This window comes from Arthrobacter luteolus NBRC 107841, from assembly GCF_001552075.1.
GTDB lineage: Bacteria > Actinomycetota > Actinomycetes > Actinomycetales > Micrococcaceae > Arthrobacter_B > Arthrobacter_B luteolus.
Window position 1 is genome coordinate 285,391 of sequence record NZ_BCQM01000005.1, and the last position, 16,636, is coordinate 302,026.

Here is a 16,636-nt window from a genome sequence, read left to right on the forward strand (position 1 = left end):
AGGCGGTAGCCCAATGTTGGTCAGCGTAGGTCAGTTCAGCCCCACCGGGGACGTAGCGGAAAACCTGACGGAGATGCGCTCGCTGGCTGAGAAAGCCAAGAGTGAGGGCTCGGCGCTGATTGTGTTCCCGGAAGAGTCGATGTTCAGCATCGGCAAGGTCGAAGGAACCCTGGCAGAAGCGGTCGACGCCGGCTGGAGCACCTTCGTCCAGCGGCTGTCCCTCCTGGCGGCGGAACTGGAAATCGCCGTGATTGCCGGCGGCTACGAGTCCTCCGGCGAGGAACGCCCCTACAACACCCTGGTGGCGATCGAGGCGGACGGCCGGATCGCGGCGACCTACCGGAAACTGCACCTCTACGACGCGTTCAGCTATTCCGAGTCCACCCGGATCAAGGCCGGCGACCGTGGAATCCAGGTGGTGGAAATCGGCGGCCTGCGGGTGGGCCTGATGACCTGCTATGACCTCCGGTTCCCGGAACTGGCCCGGGCCCTGGCCGTTCAGGGAGCGGACCTGATTGCCGTCCCGGCGGCCTGGTTCAAGGGCGAACACAAAATCGAGCACTGGGAAACGCTGCTCAAGGCCCGGGCGATCGAAAACACCGTCTGGGTCGCAGCCGCGGGTACGTCCAGCGGGCACACCATCGGACACTCGGCCATCCTGGATCCGATGGGTGTGCCGCAGGTCTTCCTGGCCGATGAGACCGCCGGGGTGGCCACCGCGGAAGTGACACGGAACCGGATCGAGGAGGTCCGGGAATTCCTGCCCGTGCTGCGCAACCGCCGGTTCGCCGTCAACGAGCAGATCGAAGCGGCCAACTAGCTCCGGGCGGAAGGTGTGGGCAGCTCGATCGGCTCCCGGCCCTTGCCCTTAACCAGGAACTGGTAGGCGGCCAGCATCAGCAGAAGCCACACCACGCCCACGGCCAGCGCCGTCCGGCCGGGACCGGTGAAGGCGAGGATGACGGTCACCAGGCCCAAAAACGCCAGCGTGACGTAGTTCAGCAGCGGCCATCCCGGGAAAGGGAAGCCCGCTGACGGGGTTCCCTCCCGGCGCATCTGGCGGCGCATGCGGTGGTGGCTGAGCAGGATGGAGGACCACGTGAAAATGGTGGCAAAGGTGGCGGTGGAAGCGACCACCAGGAACAACTGCTCGGGGATCCACAGGTACAGACCCAGGCCGCAGACAAGGCTGGCCATGATGATGGCGACCGGCCAGACAGGAACGCCGAACCGCGAGACGCGGGTGAATCCCTGCGGAGCGTGCCCCTGCTCCGCCAGGCCGTACATGGTGCGGGAAGCGGCATAGAAAATCGAGTTCATGGCGGAGAGAGCCGCCGTGAGGACAACGGCGTTGATCAGGTGCTCGGCGAAGGGAATGCCCAGCCCGGCGAAAACCTGTACGAAGGGGCTGCCTTCGGAACCGATCCTGTCCCAGGGCAGGAGGCAGAGCATGACACCCAGTGAAAGCACGTAGAAGAGCAGGATCCGCACGGGAACGGTATTAACGGCCTTGGGGATCGCCCGCGAAGGGTCACCGGTTTCACCGGCGGTCACACCCAGGGTTTCGACGCCGCCAAAGGAGAACACCACGATTCCCAGGCTCATCACGATGCCCCATACCCCGAACGGCGCAAACCCGCCGTGGTCCACCAGGTGGTTGACTCCGGGCTCGTACCCGCCGGTGCTGACCCCGAACACAATCAGGTAGATGCCGCCGGCAATCATGGCGACGATGGTGGAAACCTTGATCAGGGTGAACCAAAACTCCAGTTCGCCGAAGACGCTGACCCGCATCAGGTTCAGCCCGCCGATCAACAGCATGGCCGCAATCATCCAGAGCCAGCCCGGAGTGTCCGGGAACCAGAGGCCCATATACATGCTGACCGCGGTCATGTCCGCGATGGCAACGATGATCATTTCGAACGCAAAGGTCCAGCCGGTCAGGAACCCCATCCGGGGACCGAGATAGCGGCCGGCGTACTGGGCAAAAGAACCCGCGACAGGGTGGCGGACCGCCATCTCGCCGAGCGCACGCATCACCAGGAACACGGCGCAGCCGGCGATGATGTAGGCAATGAGCACAGCGGGTCCGGCGGCCTGGATGGTCTCGGAGGAGCCGTAGAAGAGGCCGGTGCCGATTGCGGAGCCGAGGGCGATGAAACGGATATGCCGCAGTGAAAGACTGCGTTTGAGCTCTGTGTCGTGGTGCGTGGTGGAGTTGCTGAGGGTCATCAATATCCTGTGCCGCGGGGCTTGGCCGCGGGTTGCTGGTCCGGCGCGGAGCTGGCGTTTTTGATCCCGGCCGGCCGCGCCGCGTCCGCCGTTGGTAAGGCGGAGCCCCATTAAGTCTCCCACATTCCCTGCCGGCGGTGCCTGGCCGGGAGGGCCTGCTGGGGTCACCGCCGGCGCCGGAAAAAGAAATTCCGGCTGCCGCGTAACCTTTTCGGCCTCCGGTGCGATTACCCCTGTGTAATGGCCGCGCCGGGGCTTATCCCCCCAACGAGCTTCGGCGTGGCTATTTCCCTGCAGGACCTGCCTAGGCGGGGTACGATTTGGTTCGCCCCAACGTCCCAGATCGAAAGACCCCGCCTTGGCTGACCCGCTGACAGAGCAGATGGTCTCCGAGGCGCGCGCGAACAACCCGGTGGCCCTGCGGTCGGTCTACCAGGCGCTGGCCCCCGGGGTCCTTGGGTATCTGAGGTCCAAGGGCTGCGAGGATCCCGAAGCGCTGGCGCAGGAGGTTTTCCTGACCGTCTTTTCCAAGCTGCAGAGCATTAAGGGCGGCGCCGCCGGGCTGAGGACCTTCGCCTTTTCGGTGGCCCACGCCAGGATGGTCGACGATCACCGCCGGCGGGAACGCCAGCCGGCGGCAGCAGCCTATGACCCGCTGGCGGATCCCCGGTACACCCAGTCGGCCGAAGCTGCCGTCCTGGACTCCGTTCTGGCGGCGGAGCCTCTTTTGGCAGGACTCACGGAGCAGCAGCGCGAGGTTCTGCTGCTGCGGGTCGTGGCAGATCTGTCTCTCGAGGATTCCGCCGAGATCATGGGGAAGACGGCCAACTCCGTCAAACAACTTCAGCGGCGGGCGCTCATCGCACTGAAGGAACGCATCGCAGGAAAGGAGGCAGCCGAGCATGAACGGTACGTCCAGCAACCCCAATGACGCGGAAGCAGTCCGGCACCTCTTGGCAGAATCAGGTGTGGAAGCCACCCAGGAGCTCACCGATGCTCTTCTGCGCCTGCGGGAAACCGGAGGGGAACCGGCACCGGTGCCCTGCGCCGAACTCGAAGCCCTCTTCACCGCCGGGGTCACGCCCCTGCGGAAATCCACCCGCCGGCGGGGCTTCCTGCTCGGCGGTGCGGTGATTGCCGCGATGGCGGCGGGCACCACCGGTGTGGCCGCAACCAACCATGACTTCTGGGTTACGGCCGAGACGTTGCACGAAGCACCTGCTCCCTTCAGCTTTCAGGAGGTTCCGGCCCCCATGCCGGAACCTCCCAATGACCCGGCAGCCGTCCCGGCCCCGGACGGGACGGCACAGCCGGAGCCCGTGGAGGAGGCCGCCGCTGATCCTGTCCCGGCCGCGCCGGCCCCTGCCGCTGAGCAAACCGCCGCTGAGGAGACCACCGATAAAACGGAGCCCGGTTCCGGTGCGAACCGCGGCTGGTCCACCGGTGACCGCGGGGACGGACACGGCCGTGCGGAACGTCCCGGGAACCAGTGGGACGACGACGATGATGACGATGAAGACTGGCTCCGCGGCCGGCAGCACACCGGGCAGCCCGGCGGGTGGCAGCAGGACCAGGGCAAGGGCTGGTCATCCGGGGACAACAGCCGCGGCGCGTCCCACCAGACCCAGCCCGGCGGCGGCAGCCGGAACCACGGCGGAGATTCCGCCTGGGGTTCCGGCTCCCGCTAGGCCTTCGTTCCGGGCCTGGCCTGGTTCCGGGGCAGGGCCGGACGGCTACGCCGTGAGCTGGCGCTTCGAGGAAATGACCCCGGTGTTGAAGCCGGCCAGGTTCAGGCCGCCGTGGAAGCGGGCATGCTCGATCTTCACGCAGCGGTCCATCACCACGTTCATTCCGGCGGCTTCGGCATTCCGGGCCACTTCCTCATGCCAGGAGCCCAGCTGCAGCCAGAGCGTCTTCGCACCCACGGCCTTCGCCTCTTCCAGGACACTCGGCAGATCATCGTGCCGGCGGAAAACGTCCACAATGTCCGGGGTCTCCGGCAGGTCCGCCAGCGAGGCATAGACCGGCTGACCCAGGATCTCCTTAGCCACCGGGTTCACAAAGTAGACCTTGTACGGCGAGGAGGAGAGCAGATAGGTGGCAACGAAGTAGGAGGCCCGGGACGGTTTGTCCGAGGCGCCCACGATGGCGATCGACTTGGCCGAGCGGAGCAGGGCGAGGCGTTCGGGGGCGCTGGGGCCGGCCCAGCTCCGGGTCTCAGTGTTGATCTCAGACATTGGCGGACTCCTCGGTTTCGACGGCGGCCGGGGCGGGCACGGTGCAGGACGCGGCAGCTGCTGCGGTCCCGGCGGCGGCAGCTGCGGCGGTCCCGGCGGCGGAAGCTGCAGTGCCGGATGCCGCGGCAGCTGCCGCGGTGAGGCCCTGGTCCAGGTCCCAGAGAATGTCCTCCAGGTCCTCCAGGCCCACGGAAATCCGCACGAGGTCCTCCGGAACGCCGGCCGCGGCCATCTGCTCGGGGGAAAGCTGCTGATGGGTGGTGGAACCGGGGTGGATCACCAGGGTGCGGGAATCCCCGATGTTCGCCAGGTGTGAGGCGAGCTGCAGCGATTCGATGAACACCTGTCCGGCTGCGCGGCCGCCCTTCACCCCGAAGCTGAAGACGGAGCCGGGGCCCTTGGGCAGGTACTTCTGCGCCCGCTCATGGTGCGGATGAGATTCCAGGCCGGCGTAGGACACCCAGGCGACGCGCTCGTCAGCCTCCAGCCACTCGGCCACGGCCTGGGCGTTGCGCAGGTGCTCGTCCACGCGCTGGGCCAGGGTCTCCACACCCTGCAGCAGCTGGAACGCGGACTGCGCGGAGAGCGTGGGCCCGATGTCGCGCAGCTGCTCGGAGCGCAGCTTGGTCAGGAAACCGTACTCCCCGAAGTTCCCCCACCAGGAGATGTTGCCGTAAGAGGGCACCGGTTCGGTCATGGCCGGGAACTTGCCGTTGCCCCAGTTAAAGGTGCCGGCCTCGACGACGACGCCGCCCAGGGTGGTGCCGTGCCCGCCAATGAACTTGGTGGCGGAATGGATCACAATGTCCGCGCCGTGCTTGAACGGCTGGACCAGGTAAGGCGTGCTCAGGGTGGCGTCGAGGATCAGCGGCACACCGGCGTCGTGCGCCACCTTGGCCAGGCCCTCGATATCGGTGACTTCACCGCTCGGGTTGGCCACGACCTCGGCGTACACGGCCTTGGTGTTTTCCTGGATGGCTGCCGCGTAGTCCGCGGGGTCCGTGCCGGGCACGAAGGTGGTGTCGATGCCGAAGCGGCGCAGCGTGACGTCCAGCTGGGTGACCGTGCCGCCGTAAAGCTGGGACGCGGCCACGATGTGGTCCCCGGCCTGGCAGAGTGCCGCGAACGTGACGAACTCGGCAGACATGCCCGACGCCGTCGCCACCGCACCGATGCCACCCTCCAGGGAGGCGATGCGCTCCTCGAATGCGGCCACCGTGGGGTTGCCGATGCGGGAGTAGATGTTCCCGTACTTCTGCAGCGAGAAGAGGTTGGCGGCGTCGTCGGTGTCCTTGAAGACAAAGGACGTGGTCTGGTAGATGGGAACGGCGCGCGCACCGTGGATGGCGTCGGGCGTGCCGCCCGCGTGCAGGGCGCGGGTACGGAATCCGAACTGGCGATCACTCATGGGACTGAGTGCTCCTTCCTTAGGGGGACCGCTGCGAAGCGGTAAGGCAATGGTTGCTTTATTGGGTGGTGGAAACCAACAATGTTGAGGACAGTTGCGCTGAGCGGGTTCTTACTCCGGCCGGAGCCTGAACCCCACACACCGGGAGTGGGCATGGAACAGTACGTGATCGTCGTCGAAACCGGTTACAAGCTGGCTTCCGCCAACCACAAGATCACCCCCACGGATCCCATGGACCGGATGGACGCGCAGCGGCTGTTCCTTGAACTGATGGAGAACGGGCATCCCGACCTGCTGCCGGAGAAAAAGGACACCTCGATCCTGGAGGTCTCCCCGGTTGAGTTCATCCGGCTGCACCGCGCCATGGGCGGGGCGGTGGAACTGGACCGGGTGACGCTCGCGCGGGTGCATTAGTCAGTGCTCCCGGAGCGCCGGGCCTCGCACGCGGCGTGAATCGCCGGAATGCACGGTTCGTTCTGCAGGCTGGTGGTGTCGCCCAGCGTGCTGCCCTCGAACAGCTGGGTCAGCAGCCGGCGCATGATCTTGCCGGACCGGGTTTTGGGCACATCGGGAACCACCACGACGGCGGCGGGCTTGGCGATCGGCCCGATTTCCTTGGCGACGTGGTTCCGCAGCTCCTTGGTCACCGCGTCCACATCCTTGGCCGCGGCCTCGGTCAGGACTACGAATGCGGCGATCGCATGCCCGGTCTTCGGATCGGCGACGGGGCAGACCCCGGCTTCAACGACCCAGGGGTGGGAGACCAGGGCGGACTCGATTTCGATCGTGGAGAGCCGGTGGCCGGAGACGTTCAGGACGTCGTCCACCCGGCCCAGGATCCAGGTGTCGCCGTCGTCGTCGTACCGGGCGCCGTCGCCGGCCAGGAACCAGCCCTGCTTCGCGTACTGCCGCCAGTAGGAGGACAGGTAGCGCTGCGGGTCGCCCCAGCAGGTGCGGGCCATCGACGGACCGGTCCGATCCACCACGATGAAGCCCTGCACATTCGGCGGAACGTCATTGCCGTCGCCGTCGACGATCCGGGTGGAGACGCCGGGCAGCGCGCGGGAGGCGCAGCCGGGCTTAAACGTGGTGTCGGTCTGGCGCGGGGAGAGGATGGTGGCACCGGTTTCGGACTGCCACCAGGTGTCGATCACCGGGACCTCGCCGCGGCCGAGGTTCTGCCGCAGCCAGCGCCAGGCCTCCGGGTTCACGGCCTCGCCCACGGTGCCGAGCAGTCGGATTGAGGAGAGGTCCCAGGTATCCGGAACGCCGTCGGGGAACCAACCCATCAGGGAGCGGACCAGGGTGGGCGCGGTGTAGTAGCTGGTGACCTGGTAGCGTTCGATGATTTCGAAGTGCCGGCCTGGATGCGGGGTGTTCGGGGTGCCTTCGAAGATCACCTCGGTGACGCCGTTGGAGAGCGGTCCATAGATTTCGTAGGTGTGCGCGGTGACCCAGGCAAGGTCCGCGGTGCACCAGTGGACGTCGTCGGCGCGGGCGGATTCGTCCGGGTTGGCGAAGAGGAATTCGTAGCTCCAGGACGCCTGGGTGAGGTAGCCGCCCATGGTGTGCACCAGGCCCTTGGGCTTTCCGGTGGTGCCGGAGGTGTACATGATGAACAGCGGGGTTTCCGCGTCGAAGGACTCCGGCTCGTGCACTTCGGAGGCCGTGTCCACGGCGTCATGCCACCAGACGTCGCGGCCCTCGGTCCAGGCGATGTCGCAGCCGGTGCGCTTGACCACCAGGACGTGCTCGATCGCGTTGGTGCCGGAGACGGCCTGGTCCGCGTTGTCCTTGACCGGAACGGCTGCCCCGCGGCGGTACTGCCCGTCGGTGGTGACCAGCAGTTTGGCCCGGGTGTCTTCCACCCGGAACTTCAGCGCTTCAGCGGAGAAGCCGCCGAACACGAGCGAGTGCACGGCCCCGATCCGGGCGCAGGCCAGGGTGATGATGATGGTCTCGGCGATGACGGGCAGGTAGATGACCACCCGGTCGCCTTTTTCGATGCCAAGCGCCAGCAGTGCGTTGGCGGCGCGGGAGACTTCCCGCTGCAGGTCCGCGTAGGTCAGTGTGCGCCGGTCGCCGGGCTCGCCCTCAAAGTGCAGGGCAGCCTTGTCCCCGCGGCCGGCGGCAACGTGCCGGTCCACGCAGTTCACCGCGACGTTGAGCTTGCCGCCGGCGAACCACTCGATCTCCGGGACGGTGTACTCCGCGTCGGCTTCAGGAACCTCAGGCGGGCTGAGGCGCTGCGGTGGGGAGAACCGGTGCGCGGTGTGCCATGGTTCCTCCCACTGCAGCCGCCGGGCGGCTTCCTCCCAGAACGCGATCCGCTCTGCTTCGGTGCCGAACTCCGGTTCAGTGGCCGGCTGGATTGCTGTTGTTACGCCCACTTCTTTACTGCCCACTTTTCTGCGACGCCCAGCAGGGCATCCGTTGTCTTGCCAATCACTGCCAGCAGCACGATCGCCAGGAACATGCGGTCGGTGCGGCCGTTGTTCTGCGAGTCCGTGAGCAGGAAGCCGAGCCCCATGGAGGAGGCGATCAGCTCGGCCGCCACCAGGAACAGCCAGGACTGCGCCAGCGCCAGCCGCAGGCCGGAGAACACGGCGGGTACGACGGCGGGCAGCTGCACCGTGGTGAGCAGCTTGACTCCGTTCAGGCCGAAGGCCCGCGCCGCTTCCACCAGGTTCTTGTCCACGTGGCGCAGTGCCAGGGACACGGTGGTGAAGACCGGGAAGAACGCGCCGATGGTGATCAGCGTGACCTTGGAATCCTCGCCGATGCCCATCCAGAGGATGAGCAGCGGCACCAGGGCCAGCGACGGGACGGCGCGGATGGCGCCGAACAGCGGGCCGAGCAGGACATCGGCCAGTTTGGACAGACCCAGCAGGGCGCCGAGCACCAGGCCCAGCGCGGCGCCGGCGGCGAAGCCGGTCAGCACGCGCTGGGTGGAGATGGCGATGTGCGTCCCCAGCTCCCCGCGTTCCAGCAGGTCGGTTGCGGAGCTCAGCACCGCTCCCGGCGAGGGCAGCTGCACGGCGCTGAAAACCCCCAGCGCCGAAACCAGCTGCCAGAGGGCCAGGATCAGCACGGGTACGACGAGGCCAAGGACCACCCGGACCCAACCTTTAGCCAGCGGTCCGGCGGGGCCGGCCTTGCGTTCCGGCCCGGAAGGCTTCGGGGGAAGAGCCGCCGGCGGGCCCTGGACGCCGCCGGATACGACCGATCCTACGGTGAGGTACGAATCGCTCATTAGGATTCCTTGATGGCTTCCGGATCGGCCTGCTTCGCGAAGGAATCGTCCAGCAGGCTGGCAATGGCGTCGTCGATCGTGGACTGCTGCGCGACGTCACCGGTCTCGACGAAGGTGGGGCCGATCTTTTCCAGGACCGAACGCTGTGCGTCGCCCGGAACGGCGTTCACGTCCAGGTTGCTGCGCTCCAGGATCACGGTCTTGGCGACCTCGAGGTCCAGGCCGGCGACGTCGGCCAGGATCTGCGCGGTTTCCTCCGGGTTTTCAGCGGCCCAGGTGCGGGCCTTTTCGTAGGCGTTCACGACAGCCTGCGCGAGTTCGGGCTTTTCCTCGAGGAAGGACTCGGTGGCGTTCAGGAAGCCGTAGGTGTTGAAGTCCAGGTTGCGGTAGACCAGTTTTGCTCCGCCCTGCTCGGCGCCTGCCATGATCGGGTCCAGTCCGGCCCACGCGTCCACGGCACCGTTTTCCAGTGCGGTCCGGCCGTCGGCGTGCTGCAGGTTCTCCACCGTCACGTCGGAAGTGCTCAGGCCCGCTTCCTCCAGGGCCTGGACCAGGAAGAAGTAGGGGTCGGTGCCCTTGGTGGCGGCGACCGACTTGCCCGCGAGGTCCGCCACCGAGGTGATGTTCGAGTCCGGGCCGACCACCAGGGCCGCCCACTCGGGCTGGGAGAAGATGCTGATGGTCTTGATCTCCGAGCCGTTCGCACGGGCCAGCAGGGCGGCGGATCCGGCGGTGGAGCCGACGTCGATCGCTCCGGCGCGCAGCGCCTCGTTCGCCTTGTTGGAGCCGGCGGACTGCACCCAGTTCACGTCCACGCCCTGCTCGGCGAGCGTTGCCTCCAGCCAGCCCTGGTCCTTGATGACCAGGCTCAGCGGGTTGTAGGTGGCGAAGTCGATGTTCAGGGTGCCGCCGTCGGCCGCTGAATTGTCGGCACCCGCGGAGGAGTCCTCACCGGCAACGCAGCCGGTCAGGGCCAGCGAAAGTGCGGCGGCGGTGGCGGCGAGCACCGCGAGCGGACGGCGGGAGAAGCGGGAACGGCTGTTCATGGGGATTCCTTCGGATGGAGAAATGCTGATGTGTGAGACAGGAGGATGCTGCGGGTTGGGGCTGCGTGCGGATACGGAGGACCCGCGGAATCCCGCCGGTGGGTGCCGGCGGGAGGGGAAACGGGGTGGTCCGCTAGTGGCGGTCGACGCCGAGGCTCGCCAGGAGCTCGCCGCGCATTCGCGCCAGTTCGGCCGAGGCACGGTCCCGGGGACGGGCGCCCGGAACGGTGATGGTCTGGGTGATGGTGGCGCCGGGTTTGCCCGGTTCGCGGCCGAGGACGATGATGCGGTCCGCGAGCTGCAGCGCCTCGTCGACGTCGTGGGTCACCAGCAGGACGGTGGCCGGGGCGGCGCGGTGCACGTCCAGCAGCAGGTCCTGCATCTTCAGGCGGGTCAGCGCGTCCAGGGCGCCGAACGGTTCATCCAGCAGCAGCACCCCGGGCCTGCGGGCCAGGGCCCGTGCCAGGGAGGCGCGCTGAGCCATGCCGCCGGACACTGCGCGGGGCTGGTGCTTGGCGAAACTGTCCAGTTCCACCAGCTTCAGCAGCTCGGCAACCTTGGCCTTGCCTTCGCTGGCGCTGGTGCCTTTGGGCAGGCCGATCGCCACGTTGGCCTGCAGGGTCTGCCAGGGCAGCAGCCGGGGCTCCTGGAACGCCACGGCACAGCGGTCATCGATGCCGCGGACGGCAGTGCCGTCGATCCGCACGCTGCCGGTCGAGGCGGCGTCGAGCCCTGCGGTGGCACGCAGCAGGGTGGACTTGCCGCAGCCGCTGGAACCGAGGATGGCGAGGACCTCGCCGGGACGGACCTCAAAGTTGACGTCCCGGAGCACCACATGGGTTCCGGCACCGGAGCCGAAGCTGCGGCCAACGCCGTCGAAGGTTACGGACAGGGCGGTGTCTGGTGCGGTGCCCGCGGTGGCGGACACGGCATGGGACCCGGAGGAAAGTACTGCAGTCATTGAACACTCCATCGGTCCTGGCAGTAGCACCCTACGGAAAACGTCCTGGGCCGGCTTACCGGCCTCCTGCGACGTCCACCTCGTTATCGCCGCGCCTCAAGGAGGAAACGCGCCGACCAGGGTTGCTGCGGCTTCACTGATCCAGGTCTCTCAGCCGCTCGGGATGGTCAAGGCACAACTAAACGCCCTCTGGCTGCCCGCGGGCAAGTCCCGGCGTAACAATTCGCCGCGGCGGCTTCCTCAGGCGGTGAACAGGCGGCGCACCACCCTGCCCTCGGCGAGGGCATCGAGCCCTTCATTGATTTCCAGCAGCGGACGGGTGTCCGTATGCAGCAGTTCCACGGGCAGACGGCCGTTACGCCAGAGGTCAAGGTAGGCCGGAATATCGCGGATGGGCACGCAATCGCCCATATAGGAACCCAGGAGGCGCAGGCCTTTTCCGGCGAACTGGAGGGCAGGAACCGACAGCTCCTGGTCGGGGTGGGGCAGCCCCACGGAAACCAGTGCTCCGCCCCGGTCCAGCAGCGGCAGGCAGGCCTCCATCACGGCGGCGTTTCCGACGGCTTCCACCGCCACGTCCACTCCGGATTCGGTGTGGGCGGCAGCAAGGGCGGCAGCTTCTGCGGGAGACCCCACAAAGTGGGCGCCGCACTTTAGGGCCAGCTCACGCTTGGCCGGCAGGGGATCGATGGCCAGGACAGTGGTCTCTGAAACCTGCGCGGCTGCCATCACCGCCATTAGCCCCACGGCGCCCAGACCGAAGACGACGATGCTCTGGCCGGCCCGGAGCTGTGCGGTGTTGAGGACCGCGCCGATGCCGGTGAGCGCGGCGCAGCCGAACATGGCGGCAACATCCCACGGGACGTCGTCCTCAATGCGAACCAGGGATTCCCGTGCCACCACTGCATACTCCGAAAAAGCGGAAACACCGAGGTGATGGTTGATCCTTGTCCCGGACGCTGACCGCAGGAGCGGTTCGCCGTGCAGGAGCCGTCCCTCCGCGTTGGCTTCGGCCCCCCGGCTGCACAAAGCCGGACGTCCGGACCGGCAGCTGCGGCACGAGCCGCAGGCCGGTACGAAGACCAGCACTACCCGGGTGCCCTCCGGCAGGTCCTGCACGCCTTCGCCCGGTTGGACGACGGTGCCGGCAGCTTCATGCCCGAGCGCCATGGGGAGGGGCCGCTGCCGGGACCCGTTAATGACCGAGAGGTCGGAGTGGCAGAGGCTGGAACGTTCGATTTTCACCAGGACCTCACCCCGCCGCGGGGCGGGAACCGGGAGGTTCTCCAAAGCCAGCGGAGTGCTGGCGGCGTAGGGCCGGTCAGCACCTGATTCGTGGAGGACGGCGCTAAGCATCTGCTGTGTCCTCGAAGCTCTGGATTCTGCGGTCGGCCAGCTTGGGGATGATCTGCGCTGCTCCGATCTCCTGGAAATGGTTTGTCTCCCGGTGCGCGGCGAAACCTGCAGCATCGGTGTACTGCTCCAGGATGACGAAGTGGCTGGGGTCCTCGAGGTTCTGGAAGAACTCATAGGACAGGTTCGCGGGTTCAGTGCGGCTGGCAGCTGCGAGGGAGCCCAGCAGCCCGGCCACCGCCTCCTCCTCGCCGGGGTGCGTCTGGTAGTGGGCAATAACCTGGAAAAACGTGCGGGTCATAGGGTGTGCTCCTTGGCGGTGTTCGTTGCGGATGTCAGGGACTTGGCGTTGGGAGCCCGGCGGACCGCCAGGTCCCAGAGTTCGGCTGCGCTGGTGGAAATTCCCTTGGCGCCTTCCTTCAAAGCAGTGGCTACGTCTCCGGCGGTCAGCACGAATCCGGCGGCGATGAAGGGTGACAAACCGGCCAGCTCGCCCGCGGAGAGGTGTGACACCACAGGCCATGGCATCAGCTGGACCAGATGCGGTTTGCTTTGTTCGATGGCGCTGCGGCTGCGCGGCAGGTTGGACCGGTCCGTGACGAAGACTTTTTGCATTGTCACCATCCCCATTTGGTTGGCGCGCTGGATCTGCGCTGTCCGGGTGCTGACGATTGCTTTTGTGCCGATCTTCTTTAGGTACTCAAGGGCGCCTTTGTCCTGGCCCAGGCCCGAGCAGGCATCGATGTTGACGAAGGTGAACTTTCCCGCCTGGTCCAGTATCCGCAGTGCGCCTTCGAGCTGATGCAGCTCCAGGTGCGCCAGGATGCAGGTCCTGCAATCGGATGCAAGGAACCCGGGAACCGCCTCGATGCCGAACACGGAGGCGATCACGGGGTTTCGTGCCAAATGGAGTTCAAGCTCCGGAGGGAAATCGATCATTGCTCTATCCTCGTCCACGATGCCTGCACGGTGGCTAGAGGCCGAGCTTGCCGGGGTTCAGCAGATTCTGCGGGTCGAGTGCAGCCTTGACCGCGCGCAGGACCTCAAATCCGGTGCCCAGCGAACGCTCCATGTAGGGAGCGCGGAGCAGCCCGACACCGTGGTGGTGGCTCAGGGTGGCATTGTGCCGAAGGATCACTTCGTTGGCCGCGTCCCAGGCCTGCCGGTACCAGACCCCACGCTCGGCTACATCCACGTCGCCGCGCAGGGAGAAGTAGAGGCATGCGCCGTCGACATAGGCATGGGATTGGTGGGCGGACCCGGCGAGGGTTCCCGGAACGGCGTTAATGGCGGCAACCACGTCGTCGTACACGGCCGGGAGGACGGCCCACGGACCGACCATTTCCAGGGTGTCCGCAACCAGCCCGGGACTGCGCTTGAATCCCTCGGCGCTCTTTCCGGTGAGGTAGCGGGTGTCGAGCCAGCGTTCAAAGATGGCGTCTGAGTCCAGTTCGGTGCCGGACTCTGCGCAGATCCGGTCGGCGATGGTGAGCCCGGCGTCGACCAACTCCCGGGTTCCTTCATCCGCGATCAGCAGTACGTTGGTCTCCGGGAGCCCGAACTGGAGTCCGCTTTCGAGCTCGTCGTAGAGCCGGAGCGCTGCGGGGGTGGCACCGGCCTGCATAATCTGCCGGCAGGCTTCGAGCCCGTCGGCAAAGGACGCGAACCCATAGGCGGTGGCCCGGCCGAACCCGGGGAGGCGGTGCAATTTGAAACGGACCCGGGTAATCACGCCCAGGGTGCCTTCAGAACCGATGAAGAGCTGCAGCAGATCTGGTCCGACTGCTGCGCGTGCACTCTCGCCCAGGGTGACCAGTTCACCGCTGGCAAGAACCACGTCCATCCCGTAGACCATGTCCTCGATCTTGCCGTACCGGGTGGAGAGCTGCCCGGCTCCACGGCAGGCGACCCAGCCGCCAACCGTGCTGATGGCGTACGAGGAGGGCCAGTGCCCCATCGTCATGCCGTAGTCCCGCTGGATGGTTTCCTCGAAGATGTCGCCGAAAACGCCGGCTTCGACCTCGATGATCTGGCTGGCCTCGTCAAAGGACACGAACTTGTCCAGCCCGCACACATCCAGGACGATTCCGCCGGCGACGGGCAGTGCTGCGCCCGTAACGTTGCTCCGCCCGGCTGAGACGGTGACCGGCAGGGATGCTTGTCCGGCGATCCGCATAACGGCCTGGACCTGCTCGGTACTGGAAACGTGAACGATCACCGATTCAGGGGTGGCCGGGCGGCCGCCGGTTTCGGCGATCATCGTTCCGGCCCACCAATCACGGGTGCCGTCCCGGACCAGCCCGGGATCGCTGACCACCTTGTCAGCTGCTGCTGCGAGGAGCTCCAGTGTCTGCGCATCAACGACGGCCGGCGCGGGCGAAGAGAAATACGGTTCCCCCGAGAGTCCGGCCCCGTCGAGGCCTGCCGCGTAGCCCGGCTGGCTGGGCGCACCCACCGTGTAGTTTCCCCGGTTGTACCCCCGCTTGACTGCTTCCTTGCTGATCATTTACTTGGCTCCCATCAGGATTGCTCGTTCATGTGTGGTCTGGTTCTTGTAGTCGGCTACCTGGGCGTCGACGACGCTGGCGGGAAGGTCGAGTTCCTTCATCAGCAGGGCGCCCACCCTGGGCGCAGCGGCAGCGGAAGCGTCACGGGCCATAATGCGTGCGCGTGTACGCCGGGAGAGGATGTCATCAACGCTCCGGGCCATCTCATGGCGGGCCGCGTAGACAACTTCGGCTTCCAGGTAGGGCAGGCCTTCGACGATGGGACGGTCGAGGGAAGGATCGCCGGCCAGGATGTCCGTGACAAACCTGGACTCCGTCCCGTAGCGCTCGCCCAGATGAGCAGCCAGGCCGCCGGATGCCACGACGGCCTCGGCGTCATATCCGGCTCCGCCCAGCAGCGGGGCGCCGGTTGTGCGGCAGCGCCGCCGCTGGCCCAGGACCTTCTGGGCTGCGTCCACTGTCTGCTCAGCCATGTGCCGGGATGTCGTCAGCTTGCCGCCGACGACTGTCACCAGGCCGTCCTGGTCGGTGCGGATCTCATGATTGCGCTTTACTTCGACCGTTTTTCCTCCCGGCGGAGCCACCAGCGGACGGCATCCGCCGATGCTGCCCAGGACATCCTCGGCTTCGAGGTCAAGGTTCAGGGCGCTGCGGGCACCGTCGAGCAGGAAATCCATTTCCTCCCGGGTGCAGTTCACATCGTCGAGGTCTCCGGCGTAGTCCTCATCCGTGGTCCCCAGATAGGCGGTGTTGCCCCAGCGGGTGATCGTGGCCCGCCTGGTGCGCCCGGGGACCGGAATCGTCACGGTGCAGTCGTTGCGGATCTTGCTCCACGGCACAGCAATATGCACGCCCTTGGCGGGGCGGATACTCGGGGCGTCGGCGTCCTTGCCCGCGCCGTTCCAGTCCCTGAGCCACGCGCCGGTTGCGATGACGACCACCGAGGCACGCACCCGGACCTCACGCTGGTCCACTGCCACCGTCACGCCGTCGACCCTCCCTCCACTGCGGGTCACATCCGTGACCTTGGCCCCGTTGAGAACGGTTGCCCCATGGAACGCAGCGGTCCGGGCCAGTGCCAGGGTCAGCCGGGCGTCATCGGCCCTGGCGTCGTAGTACATGAACCCACCGTCCAGCTTTTCCCCCTTGAACGTGGGGCAGTGGGAGAGGACTTCTGCCTTGCTGAGCTTCTGGTGCAGGACTCCTTCCCGCCACCCTCCGGCCAGATCGTAGGTCCAGAGCAGGCTTTCAAAACCGGCTGCGAGGCGCCGGTCGAAGATCCCCTCTTCGGAAAGCACCGGAAACAGGAACGGCAGCCGCTGAACCAAATGGGGAGCATTTTTCCGGAGCCGCTGGCGCTCCAGCAGGGAATGCCGGACCAGGGGCAGGTTTCCCTGCTCGATGTAGCGGAGCCCGCCATGGATCATCTTGGAGGATTTGGAGGAGGTCCCGGAGGCGAAATCGTCCTTTTCCAGAAGGGCTACACGGTAGCCCCGCAGTGCTGCGTCCATGGCGGTGTAAGCACCCGTTACACCGCCGCCCACAATAACGATGTCAAAATGCCCGGTTTCAAGTGCTGCCAGCTGTTCTTTTCGTTCCAGCTTCAGCGGGGTTTCGGAGACCATTCGGGTCCGGTTTG

General features: G+C 66.6%; 16 protein-coding genes. 4 read left to right on the plus strand and 12 right to left on the minus strand.

Annotated elements, in window-relative coordinates; translation table 11 throughout:
• Positions 1-13: 13 nt before the first annotated feature.
• Positions 14-820 carry a carbon-nitrogen hydrolase family protein gene (locus tag AL3_RS11590; protein ID WP_066300866.1) on the plus strand — a complete coding sequence of 269 codons (807 nt, stop codon included), beginning with the start codon at positions 14-16 and terminating at the stop codon, positions 818-820.
• Here AL3_RS11590 and AL3_RS11595 read toward each other — a convergent pair.
• On the minus strand, positions 817-2,232 hold the full coding sequence (locus tag AL3_RS11595) for an amino acid permease (protein ID WP_066300868.1): 1,416 nt from the start codon (positions 2,230-2,232) through the stop codon (positions 817-819). The two genes, AL3_RS11590 and AL3_RS11595, sit on opposite strands and share 4 nt — an antisense overlap.
• Before the next feature lie 358 nt (positions 2,233-2,590).
• Between AL3_RS11595 and AL3_RS11600 the strand changes: the two genes are divergently transcribed.
• Entirely contained in the window at positions 2,591-3,163 is a 573-nt protein-coding gene (locus tag AL3_RS11600) for an RNA polymerase sigma factor (protein WP_066300871.1), read from the plus strand.
• The gene (locus AL3_RS11605) at positions 3,135-3,920 is read left to right on the plus strand and encodes a hypothetical protein (protein WP_066300872.1); all 786 of its coding nucleotides are present in this window, start codon (positions 3,135-3,137) and stop codon (positions 3,918-3,920) included. The genes AL3_RS11600 and AL3_RS11605 overlap by 29 nt, the downstream gene beginning before the upstream one ends.
• 45 nt (positions 3,921-3,965) lie before the next feature.
• On the opposite strand, the gene AL3_RS11610 is transcribed toward AL3_RS11605, so the two are convergent.
• Positions 3,966-4,469, minus strand: coding sequence for a CoA-binding protein (locus AL3_RS11610; RefSeq protein WP_174522140.1), 504 nt, complete (start codon positions 4,467-4,469; stop codon positions 3,966-3,968).
• On the minus strand, positions 4,462-5,877 hold the full coding sequence (locus AL3_RS11615; RefSeq protein ID WP_066300874.1) for an O-acetylhomoserine aminocarboxypropyltransferase/cysteine synthase family protein: 1,416 nt from the start codon (positions 5,875-5,877) through the stop codon (positions 4,462-4,464). Before AL3_RS11615 ends, AL3_RS11610 begins: the two co-directional genes overlap by 8 nt.
• 153 nt (positions 5,878-6,030) lie before the next feature.
• Here AL3_RS11615 and AL3_RS11620 point away from each other — a divergent pair, with 153 nt between their 5' ends.
• A complete protein-coding gene (locus tag AL3_RS11620; RefSeq protein WP_066300876.1) occupies positions 6,031-6,291 on the plus strand; it encodes a hypothetical protein in 261 nt (86 codons plus the stop codon).
• Here AL3_RS11620 and acs read toward each other — a convergent pair.
• From acs to AL3_RS11665, 9 genes are all read right to left on the minus strand, one after another.
• On the minus strand, positions 6,288-8,267 hold the full coding sequence (acs, locus tag AL3_RS11625; RefSeq protein ID WP_066300878.1) for an acetate--CoA ligase: 1,980 nt from the start codon (positions 8,265-8,267) through the stop codon (positions 6,288-6,290). The two genes, AL3_RS11620 and acs, sit on opposite strands and share 4 nt — an antisense overlap.
• Positions 8,258-9,130, minus strand: coding sequence for an ABC transporter permease (locus tag AL3_RS11630; RefSeq protein ID WP_083521684.1), 873 nt, complete (start codon positions 9,128-9,130; stop codon positions 8,258-8,260). Before AL3_RS11630 ends, acs begins: the two co-directional genes overlap by 10 nt.
• Entirely contained in the window at positions 9,130-10,176 is a 1,047-nt protein-coding gene (locus AL3_RS11635) for an aliphatic sulfonate ABC transporter substrate-binding protein (protein ID WP_066300879.1), read from the minus strand. Before AL3_RS11635 ends, AL3_RS11630 begins: the two co-directional genes overlap by 1 nt.
• A 133-nt stretch (positions 10,177-10,309) precedes the next feature.
• The gene (locus AL3_RS11640; protein ID WP_066300881.1) at positions 10,310-11,137 is read right to left on the minus strand and encodes an ABC transporter ATP-binding protein; all 828 of its coding nucleotides are present in this window, start codon (positions 11,135-11,137) and stop codon (positions 10,310-10,312) included.
• Positions 11,138-11,377: 240 nt separating this feature from the next.
• Entirely contained in the window at positions 11,378-12,493 is a 1,116-nt protein-coding gene (locus tag AL3_RS11645; RefSeq protein ID WP_066300889.1) for an alcohol dehydrogenase catalytic domain-containing protein, read from the minus strand.
• On the minus strand, positions 12,486-12,791 hold the full coding sequence (locus AL3_RS11650; protein ID WP_066300891.1) for a putative quinol monooxygenase: 306 nt from the start codon (positions 12,789-12,791) through the stop codon (positions 12,486-12,488). Before AL3_RS11650 ends, AL3_RS11645 begins: the two co-directional genes overlap by 8 nt.
• Positions 12,788-13,429, minus strand: coding sequence for a glycerol-3-phosphate responsive antiterminator (locus AL3_RS11655; RefSeq protein ID WP_066300894.1), 642 nt, complete (start codon positions 13,427-13,429; stop codon positions 12,788-12,790). The genes AL3_RS11650 and AL3_RS11655 overlap by 4 nt, the downstream gene beginning before the upstream one ends.
• A gap of 34 nt (positions 13,430-13,463) precedes the next feature.
• Positions 13,464-14,996: an FAD-binding oxidoreductase gene (locus tag AL3_RS11660; RefSeq protein ID WP_066300897.1), complete on the minus strand. Its 1,533-nt coding sequence runs from the start codon at positions 14,994-14,996 to the stop codon at positions 13,464-13,466.
• Positions 14,997-16,622 (minus strand): glycerol-3-phosphate dehydrogenase/oxidase, encoded by a 1,626-nt coding sequence (locus tag AL3_RS11665; RefSeq protein ID WP_246168351.1) that lies wholly within the window; start codon positions 16,620-16,622, stop codon positions 14,997-14,999.
• Between the last annotated feature and the right edge of the window lie 14 nt (positions 16,623-16,636).